The sequence below is a fragment of the Novosphingobium sp. MBES04 genome, from assembly GCF_000813185.1.
Lineage (GTDB): Bacteria > Pseudomonadota > Alphaproteobacteria > Sphingomonadales > Sphingomonadaceae > Novosphingobium > Novosphingobium decolorationis.
The window spans coordinates 245159-261776 of the sequence record NZ_DF850488.1 but is presented as its reverse complement, the minus strand read 5'-3'; the positions used below and the strand labels follow the sequence as shown (position 1 = coordinate 261776).

Genomic DNA, 16618 nt, shown 5'->3' with positions numbered 1-16618 from the left:
CCCGCGTCATGCCTGTCCCCATCGAACCGGCCTTTGTGGTTGGCGCTCTTGTGGCGCTCAATGCGGTGACGTTCCTGCTGTTCGGCTGGGACAAGCGTCAGGCCCGGCGGGGTGGGCGGCGTGTACCCGAGGCTCGGTTGCTGCTCCTCGCCGCTCTTGGCGGCACTCCTGGTGCCTACGCCGCGCGCCGCCATTTCCGCCACAAGACGCGCAAGCAACCGTTCGTGGGTCAATTGCACGCATTGGCTGTACTGCAGGTCCTGGCGATCGCGGCGTTGATCGGCTGGAGCGCGGGTTCGCCGCTCTAAGGCATGGTGCCTTCCGGCCCTGGAAGCGTTGTCCTCGCCTCCCTGAGCCCGGCTCGAGTGCCTTCGGTGCGCTGGACGGTTTTGGGAGCCCGAGGGCGATGGCCCTCGGATCACCTGGTCTCCCCCTCAAGGTTCAATCGCGGGGGCCGCGCACGGGCGCGACCTCACCGGGAAATATCCCGGCGATGGCCATGGCCGCCCCAATGCGGGTGAGGGTGTCGAGCAGGTCGCCGACCGCGTCTTCGGCGACGACGAGTTCGAGCGTCTGGCGTGTCTCGCCAGCTCCGCGTTCGCGCAGGGACGTGACCAGTTCCAGCAGGATCGCCTCGTGTTCGGAGACGTGGTTGCAGCCCACCGGACAGAACTGGAGGGTGTCGAGGCTTCGCGGTTGAGAATCAGCATGAGGCGGTGGAAGGGCTGAAGAGCGCCGATCAGGCGCCAGCGGGCGAAGGCGGGCGCGAGCATCTGCGCGGGGCAGTTGCGCTTGGAAATCGCGGTGACCCAACCGCGCATGGAAGCAACGAGAAAGCGGCAGCCTTCATCGAGCGTGCTGAGCGGGCGGTCGACATATTTGTACATGCGAGTCTCTCCATCGGGGCTCTGGCCGCGGGTGCGGGCTGCGGTTCAAAACGACAATTTCTCAGCGACTTGGCTAAATCTCACGGCGATGTGAAATTAGGGGTTGTAGCTGCGAATGATTATCATTAGCTACTGATACGCGGCTTGATGCTTCCGTCAAGCCCCCGGGAAACGAAGTCAGAGCCGTCCGGCTCGCGTCATGGGGCTTCGATTTTCCCATCCTGTGTCCTTGGCCGGGGCGGCTCCTTGCCTTGCCCGCCCCGGCCTTTTTTTCGCGCGCCGCCAGTGCGTAGATGCACAGCTTTTACGCAGCCTATCTTCAGCTCTTGCGTAGGTTATGCACAGTGTTGTCGACATCAGGTGCGCAGAGAAAATTGTCCTCAGCTTGCCAACCGCTTCTGAACATTTTGGGAACAGGTTATGCACAGGCTTGTCGCCAGGGGCTCAAGGGCGTGCAGCCTCTAGGCTTCTTAGGATAGGCAGGGGAAGGAGCCTGGTGCCGTGCCAGCCAGACAAAGGCCCCGCTGGCGATGTCAGCCGCGTGCGGCGCGCACCGCGGCACCGCCGGCAAACGGGGCGATGGCCAGCAGGACAAGGCTGGCCGCCGCGGTCAGGGCCAGGCCGCTCTCGCCGCCGATGGCAAGGCTTCCGGCTCCAAAGATCAGGATGGGGACAGCCATCGGAATAACGAGCAGGCCGGCAAGGGCGGTGCCACCGCGCAGGCCTGCGGTCAGGGCCGCTACGGTGACGCCCAGCGCGGCGAGACCCGGGGTTCCGGCGAGGAGTCCCAGTTCGACGATGCCCAGTGTTCCGGCCTCAAGCCCGAGTAGGGCTGCTGCGGGGAGGGTGGCCAGCATGAGCGGAGGCCCGAAGCTGAGCCAGTGGGCCAGGACGCGCACCGCGATCACCAGTTCCTCGGAAATTCCGCGCAAGGCCCACTGGTCGAACTGGCCCTGTTCGATGTCGGGCTCCACCAACCGGTCGAGCGGCAGGATCGCAGCGAGAAGCGCGGCCACCCAGATCACGCCGCCACCGGTGCGGGCCAGGAGGGGCGCGTCCGGCCCGACCGCGAAGGGGTAGAGCATCGCGACCGAGAGAAAGAAGAGCACCGGCATCAGCGCGCCGCCACCGCGCCCACCTAGCAGCAGGCGCGCAAGGTCGCGTTTCAGGAGGGCGAAGACCCGGCCCGTCACGCGGCGTAGTCCGCCAGGGCGAGGCGCTGGAGCCCCCCGACCCGAAAGGGCTGGTGCGAGGCGACAAGGGCAATGCCCCCGCCCGCACAATGCTCGGCAACGATCGCTTCGGTCAGTTCGACCGCATGGACATCGAGGCCGTTGAGTGGTTCGTCCAGAAGCCAGAGCGGGGCGGCCTGGCCGATCAGGCGGGCCAGCGCGGCGCGCTTCTTCTGGCCGGTCGACAAGTAGCGCACGGGAACGTCGAGAAGATCGGTGAGGCCGAGCCGGTCGCGGGCCGCCTGTGCTGCATTCTCCGAAGTGCCATCGATCCGCGCCCAGAAGGCTAGCGCGTCGCCGAGCGCGTGCGAGGTGTCGAGCGCGGGACGTTCGTCGACCAGGCCAATGGCGCCTTCGCGCTCCACCGTGCCGGCAAAGGCCGGGGCGAGCCCGGCAACGATGCGCAGCAGGCTCGACTTGCCGATTCCGTTGCCGCCCGCAACCTGCAGCGCCTCGCCTGCGTTGAGGGCAAGCGACAGGCCGCGAAAAAGCACCCTGTCGCCGCGGCGACAGGCAAGGTCACGGATCGCGATCTTGGCCTCTTGCATGACGCCGTGCCCTAGTGGAAAGGCCCTGATCTGCCAAGCGTTCTGACGCGGCAGGCGATTCGAGGAAAGGTATCGCGCATGTCTGTCACCCCGCTCTCCGCCACCGAACTGAAATCGCTGCTGGAAAAGCACGCTGCGTGGCATTTGCGCGGTGATGGCAAGGCGATCGAACGCACCCTGAAATTTGCCGATTTCAACGCCGCTTTCGGCTTCATGACGCGGGTCGCGCTGCACGCGGACAAGGCCGATCACCACCCTGAATGGTCGAACGTCTACAACACCGTGGAGATCACGCTGACGACCCACGATTGTGGTGGCCTGTCGGGCCGCGATGCGGACATGGCGCAGTTCATCGACACGGCGGCAACGGCTGCCGGGGCCGACTGAGCGCGCACCCCGAACCCGTCCCGAGCGCGCCACCATGCAGAGCCCCTTCCTGACCCGGCCACTGTCGGTCGTGCTCGATTTCGTGCGCTTCCTGGCCGCGTTCCTGGTGGTGGTGGGGCACAGCGTGCAGCTTCAGCTCTACACCGGGCCCTATCCGTTCTCGGGGCGGCTCCAGCACTACTGCGTGATCGTCTTTTTCGTGCTGTCCGGTCTTGTCATCGCGACCTCGGTGACGGCGCGTCCCTCCAGCCTCGCGCGCTACACCATCGCGCGCGTCAGCCGTATCCTGCCGGTCGCGGTGCCCGCGCTGCTGTTCGCGGCGCTTTCAGCCTATCTTCTGGCGGGGGACGCGCACGTGCGCATCGACAATAGCCCCGATGATCCTCTGCTCTTTGCCGAGCGTATCCTTCCGCCCCTGGTCTTCCTGAGCGCCTGGCCGGGAATGCCCGCACCGGTCTGGAACCCGCCGTACTGGTCGCTGTGCTACGAGGTCTGGTACTACGCGATCTTTGCGCTGGCCTTCTTCCTCAGGGGCTGGGCGCGCGTGGCGGCGGTTAGTCTGGCGTGTCTTCTGGCGGGGCCGACGCTGCTGCTCCTCTTTCCCGTCTGGCTGATGGGCGTGGCGCTCACCGCCATGACGTCGGCGCAAAGATTGCCTCTGCGCCTCGCGCCCCTGGTTCTGGCGGGCTGCGGATTTGCGGCCTGGGGGCTGTTCCAGATCGATATGACGGTCCTTAACCCGCTGGCGGCACGGATCTGGCCTGGACCGCTGAAATGGTCCAATTGGGTGCTGTCGGATCTGGTGATGGGCACGATCATGGCCTGCGCCGTCGTCGCGCTGCGCCCGCTTGCGGCACGTCTTGAAGCTCCGATCCTGCGCACGCGAGGCGTGGCGCATGCGCTCGCGGGCTTCTCCTTCACGCTTTACCTGTTTCATTGGCCGCTGATCCAGTTGCTGCGTTCGCACGGGATCGAGGCAGGACGCAGCCCGCTCGTCTGGGCGGGGTTGCTGGTGCTGGTGTGCGGGCTTTGCGCGCTGCTTTCACGGACGACGGAGGGCATGACGCCGCATCTGCGTCGCTGGATGGAGCGGCGTTTCCAGCGCGCTGTCGCGGGGGCAAAGGTTCAGGCGGCCATCGTCTGAACCGCGCGTGCTTTGCATCGCCAGGGAACGGGCGCTAAGGCGCGGGCCATGCGCACCTTCGACAAGATCATTTCCGACAGAGGCTCGAAATACGCCGTCTCGGGCGCGCCGTGCCGCGACGCGGAAGAGGCGCGCACGCTCATCGAAGGGCTCAAGAAGGCGAAGAAGTTCGCCAAGGCAACGCACAATTCGTGGGGTCTCCTGGGCGCGGACGGCCCGGTCAAGAACGACGACGGCGAAAGCGGGGCAGGGATGATCATCCTCCAGCAGCTCGAAACGGCGGGGCTGGAGGGGCACCTTGTCGTGGTGACCCGCTGGTATGGGGGAAAGCACCTTGGCGGCGACCGCTTTCGCCACGTGCGCGATGCGGTCGCCCATTATCTGGACGCGGTGAAGGCGGAAGGCTGAGGCGCCTCAGCCTGCGAGCGCGCTTTCACGTACGGGGACATGCACCAGCGGTGCGATCCGGTCGGAGGCGGGCGTGCGCACCCGGCGAATGGTGCACAGCCGGGTTTCCTCCAGCCACAGCTCGGCGTTGCGGTCCTGGGCTTCCTTGTGCGCGAAGATCAGGGCTTCGCTCGAATCGGCAGCGGTGAACTCAAGCCGCTGGGCAAGGCCCACTTCGTCTTCGGCGAAGCGCAACTGGTAGACTGGCATCGGGCATCCTCGGGTTTCCGCCGTACGCGCCCGGTTCCGGGCTGCGCACTCTCTCTCACTCTCTGCGATGGCAGACGCGGCAGGGCATATCCTTGACCTTGCGCAATTTGCCATCGCGGCGGGAATGCGAGTTGGAGGAATTTGGTTCCCGTCCGAGACGAGGGAAGAGAGGCAGCGCGATGGGGCGTGGCGCGCCTGCGCCGGACGAGAGAAGGCGCCCTGCTTTCAGCGGCCTGGTGCGTGTCAGAGTGCCGCGTTGTTGTAGCAGTGCCAGGTGAAGATCGCCGCGGCGCCTCGGTGTGGTCGCCAGTCTTCGGCAAGCTTGCGGGTCTCCTTCTCGCTCGGCCTTTCGGCAAGGCCCAGGATCTTGCCGATGCCGACCTGGACGGCGAGGTCGCCAGCGGGCCAGATGTCGGGGCGACCTTCGGCAAAGAGCAGATAGATCTCGGCCGACCAGCGCCCGATGCCCTTGATGCGGACCAGCTCGGCAATGGCGGCCTCATCGTCATCGGGGAGGTTTGCCAGGTCGAGTTCGCCCGCCACGACCAGTTCGCACAGCGAACGCGCATAGCCCTGCTTCTGGCGCGAGAGGCCGCAGCCGCGCAGCGCGTCGAACTCGGCCGCGAGGAGGTCTTCGGGCTTCAGCTCGGGCCCCAGCAGCGATTCGAGCCTGGCCCAGACTGAACTTGCCGCGGCGACCGAGACTTGCTGGCCCACGATGGTGCGAAGAAGTGTCGCATAGCCGGTGGGGCGGGGGCGTGGTTCGGGATAGCCACACGCCTCCAGCGCCCGGGCGATACCCGGCTCGATACCGGCCAGGGTATCGAGCCCATACTCAATCTGTTGTGCGCCCAGCGCCATGATGCATCTCTCTTGTTGAAGTATGAACTTCTGGCGATTTAGTATTATCAAATCGGCTTGCCAAAGCCGAATGGCGCTTCTAGCACCTCCTGTCAGAGGCGTGTAGAAGCGCCGCCGACCAACCCGGTTTACCAAGAGGGGACACAGGACAATGCCGCAGATCACCGTCGTCAATCACGCGGGCGAGGAATCGAGCGTCGAGGCCAGCGAAGGCCGCACGCTCATGGAAACCATCCGCGACAGCGGTTTCGATGAACTTCTGGCGCTGTGCGGCGGTTGCTGCTCGTGCGCGACCTGCCATGTCCACGTCGATCCGGCCTACATGGACAAGCTGCCCGAGATGAGCGAAGACGAGAACGACCTGCTCGACAGCTCGGACCACCGCAACGAGTACTCGCGTCTCTCCTGCCAGATCCCCATCACCGCGGCGCTTGAAGGCTGCAAGGTGACGATCGCCGCCGAGGATTGATCCGGAGCCTTCGGGCTTGCGAAAAGGGGCGCAAGGTCTGTTCCGGGCACTCTGTCCGGCCGGCCTTGCGCCCCTTTTTCGTATCGGATGCAGACAATCGCGGGGAGGGCGCTGCGCGTTAACCCTCGGTCCAGCTTTTTACGCCTAAAGCGCAATTCGATTGCGACATGCAGGGACACTTCCTAAGTCAGCGGCCATGACAGCACCAAACGCCACGCCTTCCTCGATCGACCTGATCGGCAATACCCCGCTCGTACTTCTCAAAGGGCCCAGCGCCGCCGCCGGCTGCGAAATCTGGGGCAAGTGCGAATTCGCCAACCCTGGCGCCTCGGTCAAGGACCGCGCGGCGCTCTGGATCGTGCGCGACGCCGAAGCGCGCGGCGAGTTGAAGCCGGGCGGTACGGTGATCGAAGGTACGGCGGGCAATACCGGCATCGGTATCGCGCTGGTGGCCAATGCGCGCGGCTACAAGTCGGTCATCGTCATGCCCGACAACCAGTCGAAGGAAAAGATGGACACGCTGCGCGCGCTCGGCGCCGAGCTGGTCCTCGTTCCGCCCACCAAGTTTGCCGACCCCAACCACTTCGTGCACACCTCGCGCCGTCTGGCCGAGGAAACCGAAGGGGCCGTCTGGGCCAACCAGTTCGACAACGTCGCCAACCGCAAGGCGCACATCGAGAGCACCGCACCGGAAATCTGGGAACAGCTGGGTGGCCGCATCGATGGCTTCACCTGCGCGGCGGGCACTGGCGGCACGATCGCGGGTACGGGCCTTGGCCTCAAGGCTTTCGACGAGAACATCGTGGTTGCGCTGACCGATCCGTATGGCGCGGCGCTCTACAACTATTACGCCAACGGCGAGCTGAAGGCCGAAGGGTCTTCGGTGGCCGAGGGCATCGGCCAGGGCCGCATCACCGCCAACCTCGAGGGCGCGCCGATCGACACCCAGTTCCGCATGTCGGACGAGGAAGGCCTCGAGTGGGTGCGTCGTCTGCTGGCCGAAGAAGGCCTTTGCCTGGGGCTGTCCTCGGGCATCAACGTGGCGGGCGCGGTGGCGCTTGGCCAGAAGCTCGTCGCCGAAGGCCGCAAGGATGCGCGGGTTGCCACGATCCTGTGCGACACCGGCTTCCGGTACTTGTCCACACTTTACAACCCCGAGTGGCTCGAAACCAAGGGTCTGCCCGTCTTCCCGTGGCTGGTGCGCTGAGGTAACCTTTCGCCGCGATGGCAACCAAGCTCCCCCCCCAGGTCGTCGAGCCACTGACCACCCCGCAGCATTTTGCGGAACCGTCCTCGCGCGAGTTGCGCTCGCAGGCGATGCACCGGTTGCAGGTGGGGCTCTTCGGTCTGTGCGCGATGCTGCTCATCGTCGGGCTGGCGAGCATCATCATGGAGCGCGCGCGCCTTGCGGATGAGGAAGATCCCATCCGCGAGGTCGTCGCGGCCGATGCGCCCGAGAAGAAGCCGGCAAGCGATCCGCTCGCCGATATCGGCGTCATGCCCGCGGCCGAACCTTCGCCCAAGGCCAAGGAGGCCGAAGGCACGTCGGCGCGCGATGTGGAAGGGCCGCTCGATCCGCGCGCAGCGCCTTTCGATGCGCCGCTGCGCGAGGAATAGACCTCGTCCCTTGCTCTGAAGGAGGCGTGCGTAGGCCTTCGTGCCGCGCAGGCATCCTGAGAATCACCTAAAGATTTGCACCCGACTTTCGGTCTGCGTCCGTTCCTCGTGGGGAGCTGACGGGGATTGGCAGGTCGGCCTGCCGTCTCTCCTCCCGGACTATCCCTCAGGGCGATTGCCCAGGCTTGGGCGGAGTGAAACCTCGTCCCGGTCTGGGGAGGACTGGGGGCAGACCGGTGAACTACGGAGAGTTCCCTGGCTTCCGGTCTCCTCATTCTCGCACAGTATTGCGCAATTGCGGCTTGGTGCGGGTCCTTATGGGGATCTGCGGGGAAGGGTGTGAGCCGTTTCGGGGAAGGTCGGGGATTGGTTGCCTCCCTATGGGGGCGCTATGGGGACGCACCGGTCCTGTTTCCCGTGGTGAAGGGCCTCCTGAAGTACGGAAAACCGGGACTTATTGCCATGGTAGCGCCAGTAGACCTATGCGTTGGGCGAAACGGGGAGATCGCGGGATCTTATGCTCGTGATGGCAGCAATCCGTGTTTTTACGCAGGTGCTTCCGGCAGGTGTGGGGATGGCCGGGGATGGTGGTGAGTTGGGCTGTCTTCGCACTCGCAAACCCAGTGAAACTACATAAAATTACACAAATTCAAGGGTATTGTTGGATAACATGAGATTAATAAGCCCTGTGGAAAGTATGTGGGTAAAGTTCCCGGGGTACCTGATCTCGTTAAAATTCCCGTCATTCCCCAAATTTCCCTTTTATCCCCCAAGGGGGCAAGGTAGAAGGAATCGCAATCGGAATGCCTGAGTCCCGCCGCGCCGTGTTCGGTTGGTGCGGACCCTGTCGCGCATCTGCGCTTCGGGGGTGGCCTCGGTCATGCTTCGAGGCGGCAAAACCCACGGGGATCAACAGGGCGGCATGGCTGGGCAACCAACCATCTACAGCGGACAGGGCTTCTCGCTTATACGCGACAAGAAGCGCTTCGTGCTGCCCAACACCCTTCGCCCCACGGTCCGGGAATCGAGCGGCAAGGACATCATGTGCCTGGCCAAGCATCCCGAGTGGAAGTGCCTCGTCGCCTTCGGCTTGTCGCGCGTGGACGACTTTGAAAAGCAGCTCGACGCCGAGGAAGAGCGCGCGGACCGCGCCGGGCGTCCCTTCAACCGCGACAAGCGTGCGATGCAGCTCTACTCGTTCCAGCAGGTTCCCTTCGACGGCTCGGGCCGTTTTGTCCTGCCCGAGGCGCTGTCGGGTCTCGCCAACATCGAGGACCAGCTCTTCTTCCAGGGCGTGGGCCGCTTCATCACCATCTGGAACCCGGCCGAGCTCTATGCGCTCGCCGAGGATCCCGAGATGGAAACCATCGTCGCCACCTGCCGTTCGCTGGCCGACGCCGAACTTGCCAAGGCGAAGAACAAGTGAGCGAGGCTCCCCACATCCCCGTCCTCCTGGACGAAGTCGAAGCCGCGTTGCTGCCGCTTGAAGGCCAGGTGGTCGTCGATGCGACCTTCGGGGCGGGGGGCTATACCCGCCGTCTGCTGGATGCGGGCGCAACCGTCCACGCCTTCGACCGCGATCCCGACGCCATCGCGGCCGTCCACGCGAACCCTGAACGCTGGCCCGAACTTTCCAGCGTGCCGCCCCGCCTGGTCCTGCATCCCCGCCGCTTCTCCGAGATGGTCGATGCCCTGCACGATGCAGGTATCGAAACCGTCGACGGGATCGTGGCCGACATCGGTGTCTCCTCGATGCAGCTCGACCAGGCGGAGCGCGGGTTCGCCTTTGCCAGCGACGGTCCGCTCGACATGCGCATGAGCCAGGATGGCTATTCCGCGGCCGATTTCGTGAACGAGGGCGAGCAGAGCGCGATTGCCGATGTGCTCTACCTCTACGGTGAAGAGCGCCAGTCGCGCCGCGTCGCGCGCGCCATCGTTGCCGCGCGTCCGATCACCACGACGGGCGAGCTGGCGCGCGTCATCCGCAAGGCGCTCGGCCACCGTCCCGGCGCGCCCAAGGATCCCGCGACGCGCAGCTTCCAGGCGATCCGCATCCACGTGAACGGTGAGCTCGACGAGCTCGAGGCCGCGCTGGCCGCTGCCGAGGCATTGCTGCGTGAAGGCGGGCGACTGGCCGTGGTCACCTTCCACTCGCTGGAAGACCGCATCGTCAAGCGCTTCCTCAAGGAGGCGAGCGGGCAGGCGCGCTCCACCTCGCGCCACCTGCCGCTCGTCGATACCGGCCCCGAGGCGACCTTTGCGAAAGTGGCCAAGCCGGTAAAGCCCGGCGCCGCAGAGCTGGAGGTCAACCCCCGGTCCCGTTCCTCCACCCTGCGCAGCGCCATCCGTACCCACGCTCCCGCCCGTTCCGCCGAAACCCGCTCGTCCTCAAGGAAAAACCCATGAACCTGACCCAAGATCGCGTTCGCTCCATCGGGTGGATCACGGTGCTCGCCATCTGCGCGGCGATGCTCGTGGCGCTGACCTTGCGCGTCAACGCGGTGAAGAGCGAGGTCTACGCGGCCGAGAAGCGGATCGTGTACACCCAGCAGCAGATCAACTTCCTTGAAACCGAATTCCAGACGCGGGCCAACCAGCAGGCGCTCAAGAAGCTCAACGATCTGGAGTTCGGGTACGCGGCACCGGGGGCGGGCCAGTATCTGGAAGGGGAGCGCCAGCTGGCCGCGCTGGGCGCCGCGCCGGGCCCCGATGCGCCCGCGCCGATCCGCTACGCCAACGCCGAGCCGGCCGACATTCCGGGTGAGGACGTGGCCGAGCGCGCCGAGGAGAAGGCCGGCTCGCTGCTCGCCATGGTCAATCCGGTGAGCGGCGCGACGGCCGCGGCCATGCCCGAGGAAGAGCGCCGCCGCGAGGTGGCGGCCGCCAAGACGCGCGACGCAGATCGCGAGGCCCTGCGCGCGGAAGCCGCCGATCTGTCGCGCCGTCTCGCCAGCATCAATATCGCGGAGGCGCCCAACCAGTGACCGCGCTGGCTCTTCAGTCGACGGTTCCGGTCACGGTCTCGACGGGCTCACGCGGGCTCGTCAACGAACGCCAGCGCTCGCTGCTCATGGCCAAGGCGCGCACCCTCTGGGTGCTCGTTGCGTTTGTGCTGGTGGGAATGATCGCTGCGCTGCGCATTGCCTACCTCGGCACTACGGGTCCGTCGCCGCGCGAGGTGCGTCTGGCCGATCTGCTGACCCCCCAGCGCGGCGAGATCGTCGATCGCAACGGGGCGCCGCTGGCCCGCGACTTCCGGGTCTATTCGCTCTGGTTCAACCCCAAGGCGATGACCGAGGGTGAGCCGCTGATTCATTCGCCCAAGGAAATCGCTGCGGGTCTCGCGCGGATCTTTCCCGACATCGACCAGGACGAGGTGATCGAAAAGCTCTCGTCGGGCAAGGCGGGCTACATCCGCAAGTCGCTGCTCCCCGAGGACGCCAACCGCGTCCACGAACTGGGTGAGCCTGCACTGGAGTTCCCGCTCGAGACGACGCGGTACTACCCGCAAGGCTCGCTCGCCGCGCACGTGCTGGGCTATGTCGACAGCTACGGCCACGGCAAGGTCGGCATGGAGCAGTACTTCGACAAGGAGCTGGTGAGCCCGGAAGGCCGCTCGGCGCCTTCGGTGATCTCCATCGACTTTCGCGTTCAGAGCGCGCTCGAGGACGAACTTGCCAAGGGCATGGCGCTGTCCGAGGCCAAGGGTGCCGCTGGCGTGGTGCTCGATGTCGACACCGGCGAAGTCATGGCGCTGGCCTCGCTTCCCGGGTTCGACCCCAACCACGTGAAGCCCAACGACATGGTCGTGACGCCCGAAGAGGCCAAGGAGGGCGAGGTGCCCAAGGGCTTCAACCGCGCGACCAACCAGGTCTACGAGCTGGGCTCGACCTTCAAGCCGATCACAGTCGCGGCCGCGCTCGATGCTGGCACGGTCACGAACCTGGCGCGCCGCTGGCCGGCCGCGCCGCTTCATGTCGGGCGCTTCACGATCAAGGACAGCCACGCGATGGGCGCTTCGCTCAACGTGCCCGAGACGCTGATCCACTCCTCGAACGTAGTGACAGCCCAGATCGCCGATGAACTGGGCGGAGAGCGGCTCAAGGCCAAGCTCAAGGTGCTGGGCATGAACACGCGGCCCGCCATCGAGCTTCCCGCGCGGGGCTTTCCGATCTGGGACAACGGCAAGTGGCGCCGCCTGCGCACGATGACGGTATCCTACGGGCACGGCGTGGCGGTTACCCCGCTGCACCTCGCAACGGCCTATGCCGCGCTCGTCAACGGGGGCATGTGGCGCCCGGCGACCCTGCGCAAGCTAAGCGCGGGCGAAGTACCCGAAGCGCCGGGTGTTCAGCGCGGCGACCTCGGCGCGTATCCGCCAGCTTTTGCGCATGATCGTGCTCTACGGTACGGGCCGCAAGGGCGATGCGCCGGGCTTCCGGATCGGTGGCAAGACCGGCTCGGCGGAAAAGCCGGGCAACGGGGGGTATCGCCACCACTCGCTGATTTCCACGTTCGCGGCGGCCTTCCCCATGGACAAGCCGCGCTATGTCGTCATAGCCATGATGGACGAGCCCAAGGGTACGGCGGCGACCAGCTACCAGCGCACCGCCGCCTGGAACGCAGCGCCGGTGGTGGCGCGCGTGGTCCCGCGTATCGGGCCGCTCCTGGGCATCATGCCCGACGAGACCCGCGATATCGACATCTCGGATCTCAAGCCTCTCATCCCCCATGAAGTGAGCGAAGCCGAAGAATGAAACTCTCCGCCCTCTGCGCCACCGCCGGCCTTGCGCTTCCCGGTCCCGATGCAGAGGTGACCGGCTTCGCCATCGACCACAGGAAGGTCGCGCCCGGCACCGTCTTTGGCGCCTTCAAGGGCGCGCGCTTCAACGGCGAGGACTATATCGCGGACGCCATCGCGTCGGGCGCGGTCGCTGTCGTCTCGGCCAGCGAGGCTCCTGTTGAGGGCGCAGTGTCCTTCGTCGATGCCGAGCCGCGCCGCCTTTTCGCCCAGCTGGCCGCGCCGTTCTATCGTCCGGTGCCCGAAACGCTCGTCGCGGTGACCGGGACCAACGGCAAGACCTCGACGGTCGAGCTCACGCGCCAGATCTGGAACATGGTGGGGGAGCGTGCGGCCTCCATCGGCACGCTGGGTGTGACCACAGGCGATGCGCGCGTTTCGACCGGGCTGACCACGCCGGACGTGGTGACCTTCCTCGGCAATCTGGCGGGTCTCGCCCGCGAGGGCGTCAGCCACGTCGCCTACGAAGCTTCCAGCCACGGTCTCTCGCAGTACCGCATCGAGGGGCCGCGCGTGGCGGCGGGTGCCTTTACCAACCTCAGCCGCGATCACCTCGATTACCACGCGACCATGGAAGAGTACTTCGCGGCCAAGATGCGCCTGTTTGGTGAAGTGGTGGCCGACGCGGGGACGGCGGTGATCTGGGCCGACGATGATTGGTCGCAGCGGGCCATCGTCCATGCCCGGGCGCGGGGTCTCAAGGTCTTCACCGTGGGCGAGCAGGGCGAGGATATGCGGCTTGCTGCGCGCACGCCGGGTGGCCTGGGGCAGCAGCTCGAAGTCCAGTACGCGGGCGTTTCGCGCATGATCCCGCTCCCGTTGATCGGCGCCTACCAGGCCGCCAACGCGCTCGTCGCGGCAGGGCTGGTTCTGGCGACGGGCGGGAATGCGGACTTGGTGTTCGATGCGATGAAGCGGCTTGTCACCGTGCGCGGCCGTCTCGAGCGCGCCGCGATCACGCCCTCGGGCGCACCGGTTTACGTCGACTATGCTCATACGCCCGACGGACTGGAGGCCGCGATTGCCGCGCTGCGCCCGCACGTTTCGGGGCGGCTCATTGTCGTGTTCGGGGCCGGAGGCGACCGCGATACCGGCAAGCGCGCGCCGATGGGGCGCGTGGCCAGCGAACTGGCCGACATCGCCATCGTCACCGACGACAACCCGCGCGGCGAGGATCCGGCCGCAATCCGCGCCATGGTGCTTGCGGGTGCGAGTGCGAGCGCGCGGGAGATCGGCGATCGGCGCGAGGCCATTGGTGCGGCTCTTGCCGAAGCCAGGGGCGGCGACATCGTCCTCATCGCAGGCAAGGGGCACGAGCAGGGGCAGATCATCGGCCGTGGCGAGGCCATGCGCGTGCTGCCCTTCGATGACGTGGACGTGGCGCGCGAGATGGCAGGCGCGCTGGCGAAAGGAGGTGACGCATGACGGCACTGGCACGCATTCTCGATTGGCCTGCACCCGAGGCGGAAGAGCAGGGGCAGGGCCTTTGGGATTCCGCGACGCTCGAACGCGCCTTGCGCGGCTCGGCGAGTGGTCCTTTCACCGTATCGGGCGTCGAGATCGACAGCCGCGATGTCGAGCCGGGTGACCTGTTCTTCGCCCTCAAGGGCGAGAGCATGGACGGCCACCGCTTCGTCGAGATGGCCTTCGCCAAGGGCGCGGCGGCCTGCGTCGTCGACCGTCCGGTCGAAGGGCCGCACATCCTTGTCAAGGACACCACGGAGGCGCTGGAGCGTCTGGGCGCCGCGTCGCGCCAGCGCGCGCGCGGGCCGGTGATCGGGGTGACCGGGTCGGTCGGCAAGACCGGCGTCAAGGAGATGATCTTCGAAGGCCTTGAGCGTGCGACACGCGGCGATGCGCACCGTTCGGTCAAGAGCTACAACAACCACGTGGGCGTCCCGCTCAGCCTTGCGCGTATGCCTGGCCGGGCTCGCTTCGGCGTGTTCGAGATGGGGATGAACCACGAAGGCGAGATCGCCGCGCTGACGCGCCAGGTCCGCCCGCATGTCGCGGTCATCACCACCATCGCGCCCGCCCACATCGAGAACTTGGAGTCCGAAGAGGCCATTGCCGACGCCAAGGCGGAGATATTCCAGGGGCTCGAACGTGGCGGCACGGCGGTGATCCCGGCCGACAGTCCGCATTACGAGCGTCTGCGCAAGGCCGCGCTGCGCTGCGGGGCGCAGGTCGTCGCCTTCGGGCGCGGTGCCCATGCGGACGTGCGCCTGCTCGATGCGGTCGATGCCATCGGCGGCGGATCGCTCGTCACCGCGGACATGGGCGACCGGCGCGTGTGCTACACCGTCGCCGCACCCGGCGAGCACCAGGTGATGAATTCGCTCGCGGTCATGGCCGCGATCCGCGCCGTGGGCGGCGATCTGGCTCTGCGGGCGTAGCGCTCGCCGAAATGGGCGGCCTTGCCGGACGCGGGGCACGTCTTGAAATCGCGGTTTCAGGCGGGGAGGCCAACGCGGACGGTTCGCGCAGCGCGCTCCTCATCGATGAAAGCTACAACGCCAATCCGGCCTCGATGCGCGCGACGCTTGCGCAGCTCGGGCGCACCAACGCGAAGCGGCGCATTGCCGTGCTGGGCGCGATGAAGGAGCTGGGCACCCATGGTCCGGGCTATCACGTCGCGCTCGAAGAGCCGATCCGCGAGGCCGGTGTCGACTATCTGGTGCTGGTCGGCGATGAAATGCTCCCACTCGTCCGGGAACTCGAAACCCGCGCGGATGCGGGGGAAAACGCCGCCTCCTCGCTTGGCAAACCGGTTGCTTCGCGCATTGCCAGAGTGTGAGGGAGGCTGTGGATCGTGTGCGCGCTTTCGGGCTTGAAAGCGGGGATGCCATTCTCGTCAAAGGGTCCAATTCAGTGGGCCTGGCCTCGCTCGTTTCGGAGCTGAACAAGCAGGAAGGGTGAGGGTCGCTCCCGCAACATGCTGTATCTTTTCGCAGATTGGTTCGATTATCAGGGGCTTGCCAACCTCTTCCGCTACCAGACCTTCCGGGCCGGTGGCGCGCTTCTGTTCGCGCTGTTCGTCGGTCTTCTGATCGGTCCGAAGTTCATCAACATGCTGCGCGTGCGCCAGGGCAAGGGGCAGCCGATCCGCGAGGACGGCCCTCAGAGCCATCTCGCCAAGCGCGGTACGCCCACGATGGGCGGGCTGATGATCCTGACCGCGCTGATCGCGGCGATGGTCCTGTTCATGGACGTGACCAACCCGTTCGTGTGGGCCTGCATCGCGGTCACCATCGGCTTTGGCGCAATCGGCTTCATGGATGACTACGACAAGGTCGCCAAGCGCAGCACGGCGGGCGTTCCCGGGCGCGTGCGCCTGCTCATGGAATTCGCCGTGGCGGGCCTTGCCTCGTACATCATCGTCAGCCAGCTTAACACCAACCTCTACGTGCCCTTCCTGACCGGACGCTATATTCCGCTGGGGCCGCTCTACTACGTCTTCGCGGCCTTCGTGATCGTGGGCGCGGGCAATGCGGTGAACCTGACCGACGGGCTTGACGGTCTGGCGACCTTCCCGGTCTTCGTCGCTGCGGGTACCTTCGCAATCATCTGTTACCTGGCGGGCCGCGTCGACTTCGCGACGTACCTGGGCATTCCGCACGTCCCGGGCGCAGGTGAACTCGCGATCTTCTGCACTGGCATCATGGGCGCGTGCCTTGCCTTCCTGTGGTTCAACGCGCCGCCTGCAGCCGTGTTCATGGGCGACACCGGCAGCCTGGCACTCGGCGGTGCGCTGGGCTGCATCGCGGTTGCCGCGCACCACGAGATCGTGCTGGCGGTCGTGGGTGGTCTCTTCGTCCTGGAAGCCGCTTCGGTCATCATCCAGGTCTTCTGGTTCAAGCGCACCGGCCGCCGGGTCTTCCGCATGGCGCCGATCCACCACCATTTCGAACAGTTGGGCTGGAAGGAATCGACGGTCGTCGTGCGCTTCTGGATCATCTCGCTGGTGCTGGCTGTCCTCGGCCTTGCCACGCTGAAACTGCGATAAGGAGAACTG

The 16618-nt window shown here is 66.2% G+C and carries 18 protein-coding genes and 2 pseudogenes; 15 read left to right on the top strand and 5 right to left on the bottom strand.

Translation table 11 applies throughout. The features are described from left to right. Window positions 1-8 precede the first annotated feature (8 nt). Window positions 9-308 carry a DUF1294 domain-containing protein gene (locus tag MBENS4_RS01125; protein ID WP_039388155.1) on the top strand — a complete coding sequence of 100 codons (300 nt, stop codon included), beginning with the start codon at window positions 9-11 and terminating at the stop codon, window positions 306-308. 133 nt (window positions 309-441) lie between these two features. Here the strand turns inward: MBENS4_RS01125 and MBENS4_RS26300 are convergent, their stop codons facing one another. Next, the gene (locus MBENS4_RS26300; RefSeq protein WP_242404732.1) at window positions 442-663 is read right to left on the bottom strand and encodes a hypothetical protein; all 222 of its coding nucleotides are present in this window, start codon (window positions 661-663) and stop codon (window positions 442-444) included. Between the two features lie 53 nt (window positions 664-716). Between MBENS4_RS26300 and MBENS4_RS26295 the strand changes: the two genes are divergently transcribed. Further along, window positions 717-1016 carry a hypothetical protein gene (locus MBENS4_RS26295; protein WP_242404731.1) on the top strand — a complete coding sequence of 100 codons (300 nt, stop codon included), beginning with the start codon at window positions 717-719 and terminating at the stop codon, window positions 1014-1016. Between the two features lie 404 nt (window positions 1017-1420). On the opposite strand, the gene MBENS4_RS01115 is transcribed toward MBENS4_RS26295, so the two are convergent. Beyond that, window positions 1421-2080: a heme exporter protein CcmB gene (locus MBENS4_RS01115; RefSeq protein WP_039388154.1), complete on the bottom strand. Its 660-nt coding sequence runs from the start codon at window positions 2078-2080 to the stop codon at window positions 1421-1423. Then, window positions 2077-2667: a heme ABC exporter ATP-binding protein CcmA gene (gene ccmA, locus MBENS4_RS01110; protein ID WP_039388152.1), complete on the bottom strand. Its 591-nt coding sequence runs from the start codon at window positions 2665-2667 to the stop codon at window positions 2077-2079. The genes MBENS4_RS01115 and ccmA overlap by 4 nt, the downstream gene beginning before the upstream one ends. A gap of 78 nt (window positions 2668-2745) precedes the next feature. On the opposite strand from ccmA, the gene MBENS4_RS01105 reads away from it, so the two are divergent. Genes MBENS4_RS01105 through MBENS4_RS01095 form a run of 3 tightly spaced genes read left to right on the top strand, consistent with a single transcriptional unit; the run spans window position 2746 to window position 4606 of the window. Beyond that, window positions 2746-3054: a 4a-hydroxytetrahydrobiopterin dehydratase gene (locus tag MBENS4_RS01105; RefSeq protein WP_039388150.1), complete on the top strand. Its 309-nt coding sequence runs from the start codon at window positions 2746-2748 to the stop codon at window positions 3052-3054. Between the two features lie 34 nt (window positions 3055-3088). Then, complete coding sequence (locus MBENS4_RS01100; RefSeq protein WP_039388148.1) at window positions 3089-4198, top strand: acyltransferase family protein; 1110 nt, start codon at window positions 3089-3091, stop codon at window positions 4196-4198. Window positions 4199-4246: 48 nt separating this feature from the next. Continuing rightward, window positions 4247-4606, top strand: a complete 360-nt coding sequence (locus MBENS4_RS01095) for a YigZ family protein (protein ID WP_039388146.1) — start codon at window positions 4247-4249, stop codon at window positions 4604-4606. A 6-nt stretch (window positions 4607-4612) separates the two neighbouring features. Here MBENS4_RS01095 and MBENS4_RS01090 read toward each other — a convergent pair whose 3' ends face one another. Continuing rightward, window positions 4613-4855 (bottom strand): hypothetical protein, encoded by a 243-nt coding sequence (locus MBENS4_RS01090; protein WP_039388144.1) that lies wholly within the window; start codon window positions 4853-4855, stop codon window positions 4613-4615. Window positions 4856-5098: 243 nt separating this feature from the next. Next, the gene (locus MBENS4_RS01085; RefSeq protein ID WP_039388142.1) at window positions 5099-5716 is read right to left on the bottom strand and encodes a DNA-3-methyladenine glycosylase family protein; all 618 of its coding nucleotides are present in this window, start codon (window positions 5714-5716) and stop codon (window positions 5099-5101) included. Between the two features lie 151 nt (window positions 5717-5867). Between MBENS4_RS01085 and MBENS4_RS01080 the strand changes: the two genes are divergently transcribed. The 10 genes and pseudogenes from MBENS4_RS01080 (at window position 5868) to mraY (ending at window position 16609) form a co-directional block, all read left to right on the top strand. Next, window positions 5868-6185 carry a 2Fe-2S iron-sulfur cluster-binding protein gene (locus MBENS4_RS01080; protein WP_039388140.1) on the top strand — a complete coding sequence of 106 codons (318 nt, stop codon included), beginning with the start codon at window positions 5868-5870 and terminating at the stop codon, window positions 6183-6185. 196 nt (window positions 6186-6381) lie between these two features. Continuing rightward, window positions 6382-7392, top strand: a complete 1011-nt coding sequence (locus MBENS4_RS01075) for a cysteine synthase A (RefSeq protein ID WP_039388139.1) — start codon at window positions 6382-6384, stop codon at window positions 7390-7392. A 17-nt stretch (window positions 7393-7409) separates the two neighbouring features. Further along, on the top strand, window positions 7410-7802 hold the full coding sequence (locus MBENS4_RS01070) for a hypothetical protein (RefSeq protein ID WP_239026357.1): 393 nt from the start codon (window positions 7410-7412) through the stop codon (window positions 7800-7802). 922 nt (window positions 7803-8724) lie between these two features. After that, window positions 8725-9228 carry a division/cell wall cluster transcriptional repressor MraZ gene (locus MBENS4_RS01065; protein ID WP_039391495.1) on the top strand — a complete coding sequence of 168 codons (504 nt, stop codon included), beginning with the start codon at window positions 8725-8727 and terminating at the stop codon, window positions 9226-9228. Next, window positions 9225-10208 (top strand): 16S rRNA (cytosine(1402)-N(4))-methyltransferase RsmH, encoded by a 984-nt coding sequence (gene rsmH / locus MBENS4_RS01060; protein WP_039388137.1) that lies wholly within the window; start codon window positions 9225-9227, stop codon window positions 10206-10208. Before MBENS4_RS01065 ends, rsmH begins: the two co-directional genes overlap by 4 nt. Beyond that, window positions 10205-10786, top strand: a complete 582-nt coding sequence (locus tag MBENS4_RS01055) for a hypothetical protein (protein WP_039388135.1) — start codon at window positions 10205-10207, stop codon at window positions 10784-10786. Before rsmH ends, MBENS4_RS01055 begins: the two co-directional genes overlap by 4 nt. Window positions 10787-10872: 86 nt before the next feature. Then, window positions 10873-12559: pseudogene (locus MBENS4_RS01050) on the top strand (peptidoglycan D,D-transpeptidase FtsI family protein). Next, window positions 12556-14028, top strand: coding sequence for a UDP-N-acetylmuramoyl-L-alanyl-D-glutamate--2,6-diaminopimelate ligase (locus tag MBENS4_RS01045; RefSeq protein ID WP_039388134.1), 1473 nt, complete (start codon window positions 12556-12558; stop codon window positions 14026-14028). Before MBENS4_RS01050 ends, MBENS4_RS01045 begins: the two are co-directional and overlap by 4 nt. Then, window positions 14025-15522 (top strand): annotated as a pseudogene (locus tag MBENS4_RS01040) (UDP-N-acetylmuramoyl-tripeptide--D-alanyl-D-alanine ligase). The gene MBENS4_RS01045 and the pseudogene MBENS4_RS01040 overlap by 4 nt, the downstream one beginning before the upstream one ends. A gap of 16 nt (window positions 15523-15538) precedes the next feature. Beyond that, on the top strand, window positions 15539-16609 hold the full coding sequence (mraY, locus tag MBENS4_RS01035; protein ID WP_039388133.1) for a phospho-N-acetylmuramoyl-pentapeptide-transferase: 1071 nt from the start codon (window positions 15539-15541) through the stop codon (window positions 16607-16609). Window positions 16610-16618 lie beyond the last annotated feature (9 nt).

Bases quoted from the DNA above. Each gene is read 5' to 3' on its own strand.
- MBENS4_RS01100 (WP_039388148.1), top strand. From the start codon at position 3,089: ATGCAGAGCCCCTTCCTGACCCGGCCACTGTCGGTCGTGCTCGATTTC.
- MBENS4_RS01065 (WP_039391495.1), top strand. From the start codon at position 8,725: ATGGCTGGGCAACCAACCATCTACAGCGGACAGGGCTTCTCGCTTATA.
- MBENS4_RS01070 (WP_239026357.1), top strand. From the start codon at position 7,410: ATGGCAACCAAGCTCCCCCCCCAGGTCGTCGAGCCACTGACCACCCCG.
- MBENS4_RS01075 (WP_039388139.1), top strand. From the start codon at position 6,382: ATGACAGCACCAAACGCCACGCCTTCCTCGATCGACCTGATCGGCAAT.
- MBENS4_RS01105 (WP_039388150.1), top strand. From the start codon at position 2,746: ATGTCTGTCACCCCGCTCTCCGCCACCGAACTGAAATCGCTGCTGGAA.
- MBENS4_RS01095 (WP_039388146.1), top strand. From the start codon at position 4,247: ATGCGCACCTTCGACAAGATCATTTCCGACAGAGGCTCGAAATACGCC.
- mraY (WP_039388133.1), top strand. From the start codon at position 15,539: ATGCTGTATCTTTTCGCAGATTGGTTCGATTATCAGGGGCTTGCCAAC.
- MBENS4_RS01045 (WP_039388134.1), top strand. From the start codon at position 12,556: ATGAAACTCTCCGCCCTCTGCGCCACCGCCGGCCTTGCGCTTCCCGGT.
- MBENS4_RS01080 (WP_039388140.1), top strand. From the start codon at position 5,868: ATGCCGCAGATCACCGTCGTCAATCACGCGGGCGAGGAATCGAGCGTC.
- ccmA (WP_039388152.1), bottom strand. From the start codon at position 2,667: ATGCAAGAGGCCAAGATCGCGATCCGTGACCTTGCCTGTCGCCGCGGC.
- MBENS4_RS01125 (WP_039388155.1), top strand. From the start codon at position 9: ATGCCTGTCCCCATCGAACCGGCCTTTGTGGTTGGCGCTCTTGTGGCG.
- MBENS4_RS01090 (WP_039388144.1), bottom strand. From the start codon at position 4,855: ATGCCAGTCTACCAGTTGCGCTTCGCCGAAGACGAAGTGGGCCTTGCC.
- MBENS4_RS01085 (WP_039388142.1), bottom strand. From the start codon at position 5,716: ATGGCGCTGGGCGCACAACAGATTGAGTATGGGCTCGATACCCTGGCC.
- MBENS4_RS01055 (WP_039388135.1), top strand. From the start codon at position 10,205: ATGAACCTGACCCAAGATCGCGTTCGCTCCATCGGGTGGATCACGGTG.